The organism is Desulfamplus magnetovallimortis, from assembly GCF_900170035.1.
Lineage (GTDB): Bacteria > Desulfobacterota > Desulfobacteria > Desulfobacterales > Desulfobacteraceae > Desulfamplus > Desulfamplus magnetovallimortis.
Map to the genome: position 1 here is coordinate 33,709 of NZ_LT828553.1, position 16,744 is coordinate 50,452.

Here is a 16,744-nt window from a genome sequence, read left to right on the forward strand (position 1 = left end):
AGGAGTCATGGCTTATGTTATTAACAACAATGGGGTTAGAAGATTTTTCGGGATAATTTTGGTTTGTGTCTGTGTCTTTTTTATTGGTGGTGTGGGATACTGTGGCATTACAGGTAGTGAGGATGACCCAGATCATGATGTGCCTCGACAGTATGAAATGATTGAATTTGGATCCAGCCCTAACCCTGTAGGTTCAGGTGCAAGGGCAATGGGCATGGGTGGAGCATTTATCAGTATTGCAGACGATGCAACAGCAGCTTCATGGAATCCTGCAGGTCTTATTCAGCTTGAGCTTCCGGAAGTTTCTATTGTCGGTGCTTATACATCACGAAATGATCAATATTACTATGAATCCCATCCTGATGCCCCCTCAGACCAGAGCATTTCAGCAACTGCTCTCAACTATTTAAGTGCTGCGTTGCCTTTTAAAATATTTAATAGAAACATGGTTGTCTCTTTGAATTATCAGCACATGTATGAGTTTGATAAAAAAGTGTATTTGAATTACCAAGAAATTTATAGTGGTAATAATCCCGATGACTCAGGTTCTTATCAATATATTGAAACTAACATTAGGCAATATGATCAGGATGGTTCATTATACACAATATCCCCAGCTTTTGCTGTACAAATTATTCCCACTTTAAGTATGGGAATGACTCTTAATTTTTGGGAAAATTTTTTGGTGGATAATCAGTGGCAGACAATAAATATAATTAAAACTAATGCTACGGGAGATTTGAATTATCTTACATATAATAGATATAATGACAGCTATAGTTTTTCAGGTATAAATTTTCATGTCGGTTTTTTATGGAATCCAAACAGTTTTTTAACAATAGGAGGGGTTTTTAAATCTCCTTTTAAAGCTGATATTGAACATATCTATGAACGATATGATGAGGAACAAGATTTAGATGCCTATAAGTGGGATGAAACTCTTGATATGCCAATGTCATACGGCCTTGCAATGGCCATCAGGGCAAATGATGTGTTGACGTTTGCTATTGATGCATATACCACCCACTGGGAAGATTATCTTCTCAATACACCGTCCGGAAAAAAGGTAAACCCCATTACTTCGCTGTCTGAAGATGACTCCGATATTGAGGCAACGACACAGATCAGGCTTGGGATGGAGTATCTAAAGATGTTTGAGAAAACAATTATTCCTTTTAGATGTGGCCTTTTTTATGACCCTGAACCCGCAAATGGGCATTCAGATGAATTTTGGGGAGTCTCTCTTGGCACAGGTTTCCTTTATAAGAAAATAGTTTTTGATATAGCATGGCAATATCGTTTCGGTGATGATGTTAGAGGTGTGGCGTTTCCTAATGAAAATACAACACAGGATGTTAAGGAGCATAAGATTTATACATCTTTGATTTATCATTTTTGATAAATGCATACAAAATATAGGCATCTTTCATATCAACTCAAAAGTAGTTTACACTTTTGGGGAGATATTGAACTGATTAAAGGATTTAAGGATTAACATGATTTAAAAATCAGGGTAATCCCTTAATCATGAAAATCATGGTTCAAAAAAATGTAAATGAATAATGTCTATAATCCCATTAAAAAATGGAAATGATGATGCCGAATTCAAATAAGGAGTAATTAAATGAGACTGATAAGATTCTTTTTTATAGGTATAATGCTACTTGCACCATGTTTTTTGCACGCCAATCCAAATGTTGAAATGGCTTTTCCAGATGTCTTTGAAATAGATGATAGCCCTGCCGATGCCGTATATTTTAATCATAACGCTATCTCTTACCAAATGCATACCTTTCATAAAAGTGGTGATGAAGATTGGATTTCATTTTCAGCTCTTAAATCTGATGAATCTATTGAGATCAAAACCTTTGATCCCGGGCCGGATTGCGAAACTGTTATTGGCCTGTATGATACAGATGGTGAAACATTGATGATTCCTGAGTCCAGGCATTCCTTGAGTGACGGCACACATCTTGTTTCATGGAGGCCAGTATCGGATGGAACATATTATGTTAAAATTGCCAATAAAAATGAATCTATTTATGGTAGAAATGCATATTACAAACTTTGGATATATAAACCGGTCATGAGTACTGTGGATGGCAGGATAGATGGTATTGTAACTGACGATTATTCAAAGGATCGTCTTGAAGGAGTATTACTCTCAACTCCTTTTGATGAGGTTCGAAGCCAGGAAAAAGGCTTTTACTACCTTAAATGTCCAGCAGGTGAAATATCTTTTATTGCGTATAAAATTGGATATGAAAAGTTTAAAACCGTAGTTGATATGGGGCAAGATCAACGAATCCAGATTAACATCGAACTTACCCCTTCCTATGAATACATTTCAGACTATGAAGTGGCACAATGGGCTTTAAGGGGTGATGATTTATATTACTGTGTGGATATCTGCGACGTGAACGGTAATCTGATTCTTGAATCCGTTGCCTGCGGCGAAAACCTTAATGCATGGTCTGCACAGGATTTTGTCAACATCACCCTTGGTTTGCCGGATTCAGCATTTAGCGGATTGACGTTCATGTGGAAGGTTCGCTCTGAATCTGGTTATGGCGGAGATGGTTATGAGGGGCTTATTACGGTTCCATGATCTGGACGTTCCTTTATTGCAAAAATTACAATTTTTTTTCAACTATAAAAAAATACAAAATAATCACCATTATAGGCATCCTCATGAAACAAAAGGCAACAAACACAAAATACGATTATGAATTTAAAAAAGGCCTATTTTTTCTCAGCATACTAATAGTCAGTTTTATATGGCCAATTTCAGTAGCTCAGTCTGATATAGAATGCGGTGAAATTCTTTTTCATGATAGTTTTGATATTATGGATTTTTCAAAATGGGATTATAGCAGTTTGTGGAACCAAAATAATCTTGATACCACACAGTATTTTGAAAATTTGAAAACCTCAAATGGTTATTTGATTATTGAAGACAATGGAAACCTTCCTACACTTGATGATAACAACTCGGCTTCTATAAGTATTCACTCAATCAATTCTCCTGTTTTTGGTGATTTTGAAATGATCGTCAATATAAAAGACTTTACAATAGATAGAATCATATCAGGCGAGGGATGGTATGCCAGTTTCTATCTATGGTTAGGAACAAGCACAATATGGGAGGAAGGAGAACGAATTCATTTGAGAATTGGAGAAGGAAATGAACATTATGGTGACTTTAATGTATTTGGTTTAGGTTATTTCAAGAATGGTGTGCCACAAGATATTGGTTGTTATTATGATAATGGGACAAATTGCTGTTGGGATAAGTCTGATGTATCTGGTGATACTGACAGTATTAAAGTAGTGCGTATTAAAGACAATGTTAAGGTTTATATGGGTGATACACTGTTGCACAGTTTTGACAATGCAACTAAAGACAATATGTATTTAACCCTTAGAGCAACTGCTTTTAACGAAGAGCAGGGAACAATACTTGGTTATCATGCAGAAATAGCGGAAATCAAAATAACAAAACCTTGTGAAGATAATAATATTAACCTTTTCCCTCATGCAAACATAAGCGTAAACAATCCCACCACCGGCTCCGCCCCTCTTTTTATCACCTTTATTCCTGAAGTATCGGATAGAGATGGATATGTAACACAATGCAAATGGGATTTCGGGGACGGTTCTGATGTAGAGACTGAATCACCATCCCAGTCTGTCAACCACACCTTTGCCACTCAAGGCACTTATACTGTTACGCTGACAGCAACAGATGACCAGGGTGCTTCAACAGATGCCAGTATGACAGTAAAAGTGACTGGAACATCTCAAACCCTCACTGCATTTCCCAAGACACTTACAGTCCCGATTGATAACACTGCATCTTTCAGGATTTCCGGCGGTTCCGGTTTTTATGACTCTTCTCCTGAAGATTATGACATTGCAACCTGTTCCCAATCCAAAAATGAAGAGTCAGAAGTTATTGTCACTGTAACAGGAAAACAACTTGGAAACACTGAAATCCTGATTAAGGACAGTTCCGGGGAAATCCTGTCCGTTCCGGTTACTGTCACTGAAAAAGTAAAAGCAATTATTGTTGCCGGAAGCGGCCCATATCCTGGAAATATGCTGTGGGATCAAACCCTTGCCTCCTGCGCAAAAACATATCGTATTCTGATGGCTCAAGGATATACCCACGAAACCATCTTGTTTCTCTCGGCTGATGAGAGCAACAACATGGATATTGACGGAGACGGGAAATTCAATGAGATTGATAACCAGGCCACTTCTGAGCGCCTTGAAAACGCCATAATCCAATGGGCAGGAGATGCAAAGGATGTGCTCATTTCCATGACAGGTCATGGCAATGACGGTTTGTTTCGTATCAATGAGGATGAATTTGTTGAAGCATCTGCCTTTGGGGGCTGGCTTTCCTCTCTTAAAAGCTCTGTTTCCGGCCAGGTGGTTCTGGTTTATGACTCCTGTTATTCAGGTTCTTTTCTGCCTCAAATAAAATCAGATGGAATTATCAGCATTGCAAGTACAGGAGAGAATGAAGTAGCATTTTTTACATCAATTGGCCAGCTCTCCTTTTCGTCATTTTTCTTTGACGGTATCTTTAATGGCGGGAATGTGATGGATGCGTTTATAAATGCAAAGAATTCCACGCAGTTTACCCACAGCTCCCAGACTCCATTAATTGATGACAATGGAAACGGAATCGGCAATGAAGATGATGACGGTAAACTTGCCCGCAACGTTTATATCGGAAACGGTGTTGCAACTGCTGCTGATATTCCTGGCATTAACTCTGATGATATAAATGTGACTCAAAACGGAGAAAATTCCCTGATAATGACAGTTAACAATATTGTGAGCGGTACTTCGATCGATAGAATCTGGGCGGTTATCACACCACCTGATTGGAATAGTGGAGCTTCAGGTGACCCGGTGCTGGATTTGCCTGTCATTGAATTTCAGAATGAAGGTAATGCCTCCATATATGAGGGCATTTACTCACAGGAGATTTACTCAGAAAATTTAAAACAGGGTACCTATAATATTGCCTTGTTTGTGAGAGATATTAATGGTAGCACGTCCTTTCCCGCACAGTTGACATATACATATTCTCCATCGTCAACATCATCTTCATGCCTTGAGTTTTCAAGAGACCTTGGCCTGGATATTCCTTGCGTACAGTTTGCCGGTAACGACTACAGTTTGCACCTTATTTATGTTGAGGGCTTTACCTGGAAGCTGGATCTGGCATCGGTTGGAATGAAAACAGATGACCTTTTGTGTACATCACTTTCCCAGGATCTCAACCTGAACATACCCTGTGCGTCATTTATGGGAACACAATTCAGCTTTATATTTCAGTTTAACGGGAACCCATTGGCAGGTGAGCTTTCCTGGGAGATTGATATAAATTCAATTATGGAGAAGGTAAAATGAAATTAAAAAAATTATCGTCATTTTTTGTAATTATGTATATGGCTATAACTGTGGTTCAGACACATGCTGAAGTTGACTTGAACGATTGCAGAGAAACAACACTGTTCAGAGGTGATGAGAATAGAATTGATAGAGGAAATCATTTTGGTTCAGAGTATTCTGATGAGACAAATGTCTCGGAAATCGCTGTAAAATTTTTCCCTGAAGCACATTCGATTATAATAAAAAGAGCTCAGTTCTATATTGACACTTATGGGATTTTTAATATGCCTTTTACAGTCCATGTTTATGATGACACAGGACCTGCTGGTTATCCTGGAAATGAACTTACGAAGGAATTAATAACCGCATCTGCAACAACTGGTGATGAGTGGGTTGATGTTGAGTTACCCACTCCTATAGAAATTTCAGATAGCAACTTTTATATCAGTATGCGCTGGACAGAAAGTGCTCCTGGCAACAATCCGTCACTTGGTGCAACATATGATCCCGATAATATTTATAATAGTTTTAGTGTAGGAAGACGTTATTCTGATTCTTGGTCATCTCAATGGTTTGAAGCTGTATTTGAGGGTCAGATAAGAGCTCAAGCAATCAAGGCTATTGTATGCGAAATTGTTGATAATCAGCTTGTAGCCCAGCCTTCTGAATTGACAGTTCCTTTGGAAAACAATGCATTTACAACTATTGAAGGAGGTACAGGTTTTTATAAGGTGTTTTCAAGTGATAAAAATATAGCTTCCTATACATTGACAGATAATATGGTTATTGTCACGGGAAAATCCTTGGGCAATGCTGTCATTACGGTACAAGACAGTGAAGGTAAAAGCGTTTTGATCCCTGTTGAAGTGACTCAGCCTATAAAAGGCATTTTAGTTGCCGGAAGCGGCCCATATCCGGGAAACATGCTGTGGGATCAAACCCTTGCCTCCTGCGCAAAAACATATCGTATTCTGATGGCTCAAGGATATACCCACGAAACCATCTTGTTTCTCTCGGCTGATGAGAGCAACAACATGGATATTGACGGAGACGGGAAATTCAATGAGATTGATAATCAGGCCACTTCAGAGCGCCTTGAAAACGCCATAATCCAATGGGCAGGAGATGCAAAGGATGTGCTCATTTTCATGACAGGTCATGGCAATGACGGTTTGTTTCGTATCAATGAGGATGAATTTGTTGAAGCATCTGCCTTTGGGGGCTGGCTTTCCTCTCTTAAAAGCTCTGTTTCCGGTCAGGTGGTTTTGGTTTATGACTCATGTTATTCAGGTTCTTTTCTGCCTCAAATAAAATCAGATGGAATTATCAGCATTGCAAGTACAGGAGAAGATGAAGTAGCATTTTTTACATCAATTGGCCAGCTCTCCTTTTCGTCATTTTTCTTTGACGGTATCTTTAATGGCGGGAATGTGATGGATGCGTTTATAAATGCAAAGAATTCCACGCAATTTACCCACAGCTCCCAGACTCCATTAATTGATGACAATGGAAACGGAATCGGCAATGAAGATGATGACGGTAAACTTGCCCGCAACATTTATATCGGAAACGGTGTTGCAACTGCTGCTGATATTCCTGGCATTAACACTGATGATATTAATGTAACTCAAAATGGAGAAAGTTCCCTGTTAATAACAGTGAACAAACTTGTGAGCGGCACTCCGATTGATAGAGTCTGGGCAGTTATCACACCACCTGATTGGGATAGCGGAGCTTCAGGAGATCCTGTGCTGGATTTGCCCGTCATTGAGTTTCAGAATGAAGGTAGTGCTTCCATATATGAGGGCATTTACTCACAGGAGATTTACTCAGAAGAGTTAAAACAGGGTACCTACAATATTGCCTTGTTTGTGAGAGATATTAATGGAAGCACATCCTTTCCCGCCCGGTTGACATATACATATTCTCCATCGTCAATATCATCTTCATGCCTTGCGTTTTCAAGTGACCTTGGGCTGGATATCCCCTGCGCACAGTTTGCCGGTAACGACTACAGTTTGTACCTGGATTATGTTGAGGGCTTTACCTGGAAGCTGGATCTGGCATCGGTTGGAATTAAAACAGATGATCTTTTGTGTACGTCACTTTCCCAGGATCTCAACCTGAACATACCCTGTGCGTCATTTATGGGAACACAATTCAGCTTTATATTTCAGTTTAACGGCAACCAATTGGCAGGTGAGCTTTCCTGGGAAATTGACATGATGTCTGTGAATGAGGTTTCAGATTGATTGTTGAATATTGTTATTTACAAAACAGATGGTCAATAGTCTTCATAGGCAAAAACATACGAATACGTTTATTGTGTTCACACAATACTTCAAAATCATATTTTGAATAAAAGCTGTGCAGAATCTGTTATGCAGTCAACTACAACAGAGTAGGCATGCATATATCTGTTGACGTTCCATAAATACTTTAACGACTCAATCAAGGTTATTTTGCCTAATCCTTTTCCATGGAGTTTTTTATGAACCGCGAGTTGGGCCAACAAAAAAACAGGAATGGGGTAATGTGGCAGTTTTTTTGCAATATTTTCAGGTAAAGTGCAACGAGATATTGAACCTGGTGCCACACTATAAAAAGAACAAATAGGGTATTTTTGATTTGAAAGCAGGTCAGTTGCAGGCAATACCATAGTACGGCTAATGCCAGCTTTCATGTGGCTTGCCGCTTTAGTTTTAATAAATGTGTTGAGTTCCGGCTCTCCACAATCAAATGAAATTCTATCATGGATTGCTTTGTTTAACTCACTGAAATCTTTTGCCCAGTTCATTTAAAAACCATTTTCTTCAGAGAAAGCAACAGCCTCAAACAGGGCTTTGCCTGGTTTTTTTACCTTGTTACAAGCAGTTATGAATTGGTCAAAAATATCGTTGTCAATAATGATATTTTCATGTTGATCAATAACTCTTGTTGCATCTTTATCCATTAGTATGACTATATACTCGGTTAAACTTTTTAATCCTAAAATTGCAGATGCCTTTTCAGCTTTTGCCTTTATTTTTTCATCAAGCATAAGATTTAAGTGTGCAGTTGCCATAAGTTGCCTCCATATGTGCAAGATTCATTGCGTATGCTGTATATTAACACCCCAATAAAGAAGGTGCAACTATTAGACTTTTGTATTCAAATTTCCTACAAAGGAAGGGTATGTAGTACGTTGTCAAAGCTTAATTTTTCAGATGTGTGTGCGCCTTATGCACAATGTATTGCAATATTATCAACCTTAACATTTATGGGAACACAATTCAGCTTTATATTTCAGTTTAACGGCAACCCATTGGTAGGTGAGCTTTCCTGGAAAATTGACATGATGTCATTAAATGAGGTTTCATATTGATTCTTTTAATTTGGAAAATAATAAAAGCAATAAATATAAAAGTATAGCCAGTATAAAACTGAAAGCAAAATACTTATGAAAAAAAAATTGCCAAATCTGCCTAAGGGACAATTTTCCTTTGAAAAAATAAGAGAAAACAAATCCGTTTATGTAGATATAGTTTTCCAGATAATTAAATTGGCAAGCATAACGTAGGGGCAACCCTATGTAGCTGCCCTTCAAAGTTGAGATGGAAAAATATTTTTCTGGAAGTCTATAAAACCAGCCATATTTTCCAGATGATTCAAAGTGGTGAGTTTTACTTTATCTCAAGACCAAGAAGATTTGGCAAATCCCTTACGGTTTCCACGTTAAAATGCCTGTTTCAGGGTCAGAAAGAGCTGTTTGAGGGTCTTTGGATTGCAAAATTTTGGAGTTTTAAAAGGTATTGATGTGATGCCATTGCTCCGCCTGGTATTTATAACCGGGGTTTCCAAATTCAGTCAGGTATCAATATTCTCGGAGCTGAACAATCTTACTGACCTTACAATGCACCGTGAATATGCTGATATGATGGGCTACACCAGAAATGAGCTTGAAAAATTCTTTAATAATCATATTCAAGCATTTGCCATTGAAACAGGCGAAGATTCAGATAGCATCCTTGACAAATTGCGTCTATATTACGATGGTATTCGTTTTTCTGAAAAAGATATCCGTGTCTATAATCCCTATTCCGTTATTTTATCACTTGATGAAAAAAGATTTAAAAAATACTGGTTTGAGACCGACACACCAACCTTTCTCATAAATCTGCTTAAGGAAGAAGAGTGGCATTTTCGGCATCCTTCATATCATGCAGAAAGTACTTTACACTTTCCGGAACAGGCTGCCAGAAAAATCGGCATTGTGTTCAGGAAAATGTAAACTGGCAAATGAAAGATGCCGCATTTTCCTGTCATTGAAAATATGAAGGCAACCGAAGCATTGTTCAGTGTTTATGAAATTGACAGCCTTCAAATTCAAGCCATTCTGTTCCAGACCGGATATGTTACCATAAAGGAAATCGAGGATAATCTTTAAACTTTTGACTATCCCAATCAGGAAGTTAAAAGTGCTTTTATAGAATCCCTGTTTTATGAATGGGCAGGGACAAATGAAAAAAGTTCACATTTTGCCTTGCTTTCCCGTTATCTGAAGCAGGAGGAGCTGGAAAAATTTATTGAAACAATACGATCCATTTACGCATTCATTCCCTATACACTGGAGATAAAACGGGATGAAGCCTATTTTCACACGCCTTTTTATCTAATGGTATCGGCATCAGGTGTGATAACAAGAAGTGAAGTTCTCACCTGTGACGGCAGAATAGATCTTGTGATGGAGTTCAATGACAAAGTGTTTATCATTGAATTCAAATGCAATCAAAGTGCTGAGGTGGCATTGAAGCATATTGTCGATAAAAAATATCATCTCCCCTATATGCAGGGTAAAAAGAAGATATTTATTGTGGGTATCAATTTTAACAGCAACACGGGAAATATTGATGACTGGCAACATGAAGCATTGTTAAACGATACTTAAGTAAATAATATTTCGATAGGAAAAACTGCCATGAATGAAACCATGTTTTACACAAAAACAAATCTCGGCAATCCACTAAAATCATTATCTTTATTGTTTGTAATAACAGTGGCGTTTTTATTAATTGCTATACAAAGCACTACTCTTTCCTATGCCAAACAATATCAATCCACAGGCGTTTTCCCGGTTGTCACCCAGCAATGGTTTTTGGGGCTTCCATCATCTGTTGCGGTGGATAACGATGGAAATGTCTATGTTTTGAACTACTCTTCCGACAATGTTTACAAATATTCTCCTGAAGGTCAATTTATCAAGGGATGGGGAAAGAGAGGAACCAATAACGGCGAATTTTCAGGCCCTTCATCAATTGCCATAAGCCCTGATGGCTTTGTATATGTTTCAGACACATTTAATAATAGAATCCAAATATTTTCCCTTGATGGAATTTTTGTTGAGTCGGTGGGAAAGAAAGGCTCCAACCCAGGAGATTTTAATTTGCCCTGCCAAATCGCATTTGACAGCGATGGACATTATTTTGTGGCAGACAAGGGAAATAACAGGGTTCAGAAATTTTCACGTCAGAATGAATTTATTGAAGTTTTCAGCAATACAGGGGGCAAACCACACCACTTTGAAGGACCTAATGGAATTGCAATTGACAGCAATGATAATCTTTATATTGCTGACAATGATAATACAACAATTAGGGTTTTTACATCAGGTGGCATACTGATCAACTGGTGGATTGTAAGCTCTTTTTATGATGATCGTTATTATCACTTTGAAGATATCCATATTGATCAAAATGATTATCTCTATATGCCCTATATGTACGGAAAAGAATTTTCATACTGGAGCGGAATCTTAAAATTTTCAAATGATGGGAATCTTCTTGAAAGGTGGGGAGGAAACATCGGAAATCAGGATGGAAGATTCTCCTTTAGTTTTCCCGCAGGTATGACTGATGATGGCAATTACTATTACTACAATTATGGTGCCGTGACATCAGGAAAAAACGGAGAGCTAATAGTAGCTGATACATACAACAACAGACTCCAGATGTTCAGCCAGGACGGTGATTTTATAATGTCATGGAGCAGTGGAGGCACAGATAATGATCATTTGCATTTTCCTTTTGGTATAACAATTGACAAATCAGATAATGTTTACGTGGTGGATTGCGGTAATGACAGAGTGCAGGTCTTTTCTCCGCAGATGGAGTACAGGTTCACCATTGAAGAAACAGGTAGTCAGAATGGAAAGTTCAGTGCTCCACATGGAATTGCTGTTGACTCCTCCGGCAACATCTATGTTGCTGATACCTACAATCATCGCATTGAAGTGTTCTCTTCAAATGGTACTTTTATCAGAGCTTTTGGTAGTTTGGGTTCAGGTCGGGGTCAGATGGATCAACCCTTTGGTATTGCAATAAATTCAAAAGATGAAATTCTGGTTGCAGATTCCGGCAATAACAGGATTCAAAAATTTTCAAAAAAAGGTGAATTTATCTCCTTGTTCGGTGATTCTATTTATTCAGGCCAAAAGCTTAATTATCCTGTTGATATAGAGATTGACCGCAATGATAATATCTATCTTCTTGATACTTTTAACAATAGAGTCGTAAAATTTTCTTCAGATGGAGAATTTCTTTTCTCTTTTGGAAAGTATGGAAACGTCAATGGGGGTGATGGAGATGGAGAGTTTAATTCTCCCCAGGGAATAGCAATTGATTCCAAAGGCAACATTGCTGTTGCAGATACTGGAAATAATCGCATCCAGATATTTACTTCAGATGGCACTTGTGTGGAGTCATTTGGAGAGCTGGGCTTTAACTTGAACCAGTTGAGTAGTCCCGATAACATTGCTTTTGACTCCAATGATAACCTCTATGTTGCTGAAAACGACAATAACAGAATCCAGATTTTTTCAAAGCCTTCTGATGAAACTTCTAACACCATAAAAAAGGCAATTATTGTTGCTGGTGGAGGCGGATATGAGGGCAATGTTTTATGGGAGGCCACACAGCTCTGTACAAACTATGCATATCGTGTTCTGACATTTCAGGGTTATACAAGGGATGAGATCCATTATCTTTCCTCTGATACCACACTCGATCTTGATGGAAACGGCCTTTATGACGATGTTGACATTGATGCAACAAAAGAGAATCTTTCCCTTGCAATCACGGACTGGGCATCTGATGCTGACGAACTTCTTGTATATATAACCGATCATGGTGGGGATTCATCTTTCAGGATGAGCCAGACAGAGATTTTGAGTGCAGAAGATCTTGATTCGTGGCTTGACTCAATCCAGACTAATAAAACAGAACAGGTTATTGTTGTATATGATGCATGTCAATCCGGAAGCTTTCTTGATAAACTAACGCCACCCCAGGGTAAAAAGAGGGTTGTAATTGCATCTTCTTCTGAGGGGCAGCAGGCATATTTTACATCACATGGGTCTCTATCTTTTTCATATATTTTCTGGGGCTTTGTTATGAATGGCATGAATCTTTTTGATGCATTTTTAGGCACAAAAAATTCCATTGAATATACATACCAGAGTCAAAATCCTGTCATTGATGATAATGGTAATGGTACGGGAAATGAGGATAACGAAGGTGAACTTGCCAAAAATATCAATCTCGGTAGAGGGATAATTTCAGCCGGAGATATGCCCAATATTGGCTCTGTCTCTTCCATGCAGATTCTGAATGGCGAAAAAAGCGCATCCATTGTGGCAGAAAATATAATTGACGCCGATGGAATAGTGAGGGTCTGGGCAGTAATTACTCCGCCTGACTTTAAAACAGTTGATCCAGATGAACCTGTTTTATCCCTTCCGTCAATTGACCTGCAAAAGGATGGTGAAGTTTATAAAGGAACTTATGGCGACTTTTCAGTAACAGGCACATATGAAATTGCAGTTTTTGCAATGGATACCTGCGGAATTATTTCGTTTCCTCAAAATACATCAGTTGTTCAAAGGCAAGGAGCGGCAACTGATACTCCGCCTGCGGCACCAGTGCTCTCAACAATGATGGATAATACAAGTGTCACTATTTCATGGAGTATATCAAATAGTGCAACAGGTTATGAGCTTTTTTATGCTCCATATCCAGGAGCAGAAACTATTGGTTCCATTGATATGGGAAATGTTTCTACTATCTCTTTCGACTTGATAAAAGGTCTTGGTTTTTATGTGGCAGTGAGAGCCTATAATGGTGCGGGCAGCAGTGAATTGTCAAATATCTCTGTGATCATAATGTAAGTAGTGTTTTTTTAATCTAACGCGGGCAATTAAACCCATAAACATCTCGGCATCTTTCATTTATCTGTTTACACTTTTTTTGAACTATGATTTTCATGATTAAGGGATTATCCTGATTTTTCATAATGTTAATCCTCAAATCCTTTAATCATGGTTCAAAATTTCAAAAAAATGTAAACTACTGTACTGTCAAGACTTAATTTTAGGGTTATCTGCAACGTAGAGACAAGGCATGCCTTGTCTCTACAATTAAACGAACCCTAATTTTTAGCTTTGACAATGCACTACTTTGAATTGATATAACGTACATGGCTGATGACCGCCACAATCGAAGAGATGAAAGTCGTTTTAAAAACAGGATGTTACAGAGACTTTCATATAAACGGATGCCAACATTTCTAAATTTTTTGTTTTTTTTTAAGCAAAATTGAGGAGTCTGGTGCTAAAACTATAGCTGTGAACAATCATGGCATTTCAAATAAAATGGAGTTCTTTTGCATGAAACACAAAATCATGCTTGTGGATGACGAAACAGTTACTCTTAAGCGTTTAAGACGACTTTTGGAAAAAAACGGCTACCAGGTATCTTCATATAAATCTCCGTCAGGGGCATTAGAACAGATGGAATCAACCCATTATGATCTTCTTGTTACAGACGTAAAAATGCCCGAGATGAATGGAATGGAACTTATGGTAACTGTAAAGAGCCGGTTTCCGGAAACTGAAGTTATACTCATGACAGGCTATGCAAGCATTGACAGTGCAATTGAGGCCACCCGTGAAGGGGCTTTTCACTATCTTGCAAAACCTTTTACCCCCGAGCAGTTCATGGCAAGGGTGGAACAGGCTCTTGATCGCCACAGACTTTGGAAAAATGCTTTAAATGCAGGCAACGAGACAGGGAAAAAGAGCAGCTCCACGGAAAACAATAACGATGCTTGTATTCATCAAACAATGCAGGAAACTGCTCGACCGCCGGTCATAATAGGCAAAAATATAAAAATTCGCCAGATACAGACATTGATCCATCAGATAGCTCCCACAGACTGCAATGTCCTAATTACCGGTGATTCAGGGACAGGAAAAGAGCTTGTTGCAAGGTCAATTCACGCCTTGAGCAATCGCTCCAGCCAGCCATTTGTTGCGGTAAATTGCGGAGCCTTCAATGAAACCCTGCTTGACAGTGAACTTTTTGGTCATGAAAAAGGGGCTTTTACAGGTGCTGTGAAAAGCAGGGCAGGGCTTCTGGAGGCTGCTGATAAAGGTACCATTTTCCTTGATGAAATTGGTGAAATGCCCCACTCAATGCAGGTAAAGTGTTTGCGGGTACTCCAGGAAAACGAGATTCTGAGGGTTGGTGGCACCAAGGCTATTCCCGTGGATATACGAGTAATATCTGCAACTGCAAAGGATCTTAAGGCAGAAGTTGAGGCCGGTGCATTTCGTAAGGATATGTATTACAGGATCAATGTGGTTAATATAAAAATTCCACCTTTAAACCAGAGAGCCGAGGATATACCTCTTCTGGCATGTCATATTATTGATAGTTTTCACAGAAAAGGGCTTAAAAGGGTAACAGGCATATCTTCAAGGGCAATGTCTCTTCTTGCCGGTTATGCATTCCCAGGCAATGTCAGAGAGCTTGAAAACATTCTGGAACGTGCTGCTGCCATAACAAGTTCAAGTGAAATCCGTGCCTGTGACCTTCCACAGGATATTGCAGAACTTGAGCTTCACAGCTTTCAGCTACCCGAAGATTATATGATGACCCTTGAAGAGCTTGAGAGGGATTACATTGCCCACCTTCTTAAAATTACCAACAATGCAAAAACAAAAACCGCTGAAATCCTTGGAATAGACCGTGCTTCACTTTGGCGGAAGATAAAGAAATTTGATCTTGAACAGTAACATTATACTTTTTGAAACGCCTTGCAACCTATCATAAAATATACTATTGCTTTAATTATTACTTTATGTCCCGATGGTTATACTAATATTAAAATTGCAATGATAGACGGAGGAGGAGGGAGATGAAATTCGGCGTAATGATTAAATTGACAATGTGGATATGTGTCTGCCTAATTGTTTATGTTATGTTGCCGGCTACACTGCTTGCTGTAGATATTGCACCACGGATATCAGATCGTGAGATTACGGAAAAGCTGGCACGTTTGGAGGCTGGCCAGGATGCTGTATATTGAACCGGAAATAATAAAGACCTCCACCGGGGAATAGGTTGCTGCAATTATTTTTTTGGCAATTTTGGACGATACAATTTTATACAAGCATTGGTAAGATTACCTGAGAAACTACCTTCTCATCTGTTAGCGGATGAGAAGATTACAAGGTTGAACGGTGAGAAAGTTGCGGTAGCAAGAACAGTAGGCAATGACTGTGTTTTAGGTGCATCTGTTGCGCTTGGTGCCGACACAGCAAACCTTACGGAAGCCTATAAGCACTTCAAGGATGAGGCACAATCGTTGTCACCAGACTATTCACCGGAAACAGTCAATACAGATGGTTGGAATTAAACTCAGTCTGCCTGGTTGAACTTGTTTCCAATGATTGTAAGCATTGAATGCATCCTGCACGCATATATTAAAATTCGTAAGACTGGTAAACATCTGAAAGATGTTTTTTTGTCTCTGTCCAAATATATATGGAACATCTATCGTGCCGGGAATGCTGATGATTTTCGTTCACAAACTTCCAGTTCACAAGTTGAACGGATTTGTTTATCATCAAAATTGGTTACATAATCTCATGATTTCAACTTCGATGTCGGGTTATACGACCTGACTGTCAATGGCCAAAAAATAAATTAGAATCAGGGTTTTTCCTATGCCATATGAATTTTTGTGATCTACTGAACTTATGCTATAGCGCTCAGCAAAACTGATACAGCTTTGCTCACTTAAACTGATACAATGCTGATTTTACAGAGTATGTTGATGTTGTCTATTGACAAAAAGATAACATTATTATATAGGGTATATGCAGTTGGATTGCATAAATCCCATTCGGTGATATATGCTGAGTTTATACGTATAAACCCAACAAAACTCACCCCTATAGTAACATCCTAAAATTATTGCATTTTTACGCCAACACCTCAAAAGCAGCCTATCTCTTATG

14 protein-coding genes are annotated in these 16,744 nt (G+C 38.6%); 12 read left to right on the forward strand and 2 right to left on the reverse strand.

The features are described from left to right. Nucleotides 1-7: 7 nt before the first annotated feature. The 4 genes from MTBBW1_RS19615 (at nt 8) to MTBBW1_RS19630 (ending at nt 7,661) form a co-directional block, all read left to right on the forward strand. Complete coding sequence (locus MTBBW1_RS19615) at nt 8-1,399, forward strand: OmpP1/FadL family transporter (protein ID WP_186441525.1); 1,392 nt, start codon at nt 8-10, stop codon at nt 1,397-1,399. A gap of 225 nt (nt 1,400-1,624) precedes the next feature. Then, a complete protein-coding gene (locus MTBBW1_RS19620) occupies nt 1,625-2,608 on the forward strand; it encodes a peptidase associated/transthyretin-like domain-containing protein (protein ID WP_080806286.1) in 984 nt (327 codons plus the stop codon). A gap of 83 nt (nt 2,609-2,691) precedes the next feature. Beyond that, the gene (locus MTBBW1_RS19625; RefSeq protein ID WP_222424112.1) at nt 2,692-5,427 is read left to right on the forward strand and encodes a PKD domain-containing protein; all 2,736 of its coding nucleotides are present in this window, start codon (nt 2,692-2,694) and stop codon (nt 5,425-5,427) included. Next, entirely contained in the window at nt 5,424-7,661 is a 2,238-nt protein-coding gene (locus tag MTBBW1_RS19630) for a C13 family peptidase (RefSeq protein WP_080806290.1), read from the forward strand. The genes MTBBW1_RS19625 and MTBBW1_RS19630 overlap by 4 nt, the downstream gene beginning before the upstream one ends. Nucleotides 7,662-7,756: 95 nt before the next feature. Here the strand turns inward: MTBBW1_RS19630 and MTBBW1_RS19635 are convergent, their stop codons facing one another. Beyond that, the gene (locus MTBBW1_RS19635; RefSeq protein WP_245809478.1) at nt 7,757-8,206 is read right to left on the reverse strand and encodes a GNAT family N-acetyltransferase; all 450 of its coding nucleotides are present in this window, start codon (nt 8,204-8,206) and stop codon (nt 7,757-7,759) included. Next, the gene (locus MTBBW1_RS19640; protein WP_080806294.1) at nt 8,207-8,473 is read right to left on the reverse strand and encodes a type II toxin-antitoxin system TacA family antitoxin; all 267 of its coding nucleotides are present in this window, start codon (nt 8,471-8,473) and stop codon (nt 8,207-8,209) included. It lies immediately after the preceding gene. A 578-nt stretch (nt 8,474-9,051) separates the two neighbouring features. Between MTBBW1_RS19640 and MTBBW1_RS30430 the strand changes: the two genes are divergently transcribed. The 8 genes from MTBBW1_RS30430 to MTBBW1_RS19675 all read left to right on the forward strand — a co-directional run bounded on the left by MTBBW1_RS30430 (nt 9,052) and on the right by MTBBW1_RS19675 (nt 16,140). Next, nucleotides 9,052-9,204, forward strand: coding sequence for an AAA family ATPase (locus tag MTBBW1_RS30430; protein WP_425430022.1), 153 nt, complete (start codon nt 9,052-9,054; stop codon nt 9,202-9,204). Continuing rightward, nucleotides 9,173-9,679 (forward strand): P-loop NTPase family protein, encoded by a 507-nt coding sequence (locus tag MTBBW1_RS19655; RefSeq protein WP_245809479.1) that lies wholly within the window; start codon nt 9,173-9,175, stop codon nt 9,677-9,679. The genes MTBBW1_RS30430 and MTBBW1_RS19655 overlap by 32 nt, the downstream gene beginning before the upstream one ends. A 15-nt stretch (nt 9,680-9,694) precedes the next feature. Beyond that, complete coding sequence (locus tag MTBBW1_RS28540) at nt 9,695-9,835, forward strand: hypothetical protein (RefSeq protein ID WP_186441529.1); 141 nt, start codon at nt 9,695-9,697, stop codon at nt 9,833-9,835. A 96-nt stretch (nt 9,836-9,931) separates the two neighbouring features. Next, nucleotides 9,932-10,336 carry a PD-(D/E)XK nuclease domain-containing protein gene (locus MTBBW1_RS19660; RefSeq protein ID WP_080806303.1) on the forward strand — a complete coding sequence of 135 codons (405 nt, stop codon included), beginning with the start codon at nt 9,932-9,934 and terminating at the stop codon, nt 10,334-10,336. 30 nt (nt 10,337-10,366) lie between these two features. Next, nucleotides 10,367-13,609, forward strand: coding sequence for a 6-bladed beta-propeller (locus tag MTBBW1_RS19665; RefSeq protein WP_080806305.1), 3,243 nt, complete (start codon nt 10,367-10,369; stop codon nt 13,607-13,609). A gap of 498 nt (nt 13,610-14,107) precedes the next feature. Beyond that, on the forward strand, nt 14,108-15,517 hold the full coding sequence (locus MTBBW1_RS19670) for a sigma-54-dependent transcriptional regulator (protein ID WP_080806308.1): 1,410 nt from the start codon (nt 14,108-14,110) through the stop codon (nt 15,515-15,517). A 122-nt stretch (nt 15,518-15,639) separates the two neighbouring features. Next, nucleotides 15,640-15,810, forward strand: coding sequence for a hypothetical protein (locus tag MTBBW1_RS28545; protein ID WP_186441530.1), 171 nt, complete (start codon nt 15,640-15,642; stop codon nt 15,808-15,810). A gap of 147 nt (nt 15,811-15,957) precedes the next feature. Further along, nucleotides 15,958-16,140: a hypothetical protein gene (locus MTBBW1_RS19675; protein WP_080806310.1), complete on the forward strand. Its 183-nt coding sequence runs from the start codon at nt 15,958-15,960 to the stop codon at nt 16,138-16,140. The last annotated feature ends 604 nt before the right edge of the window (nt 16,141-16,744 follow it).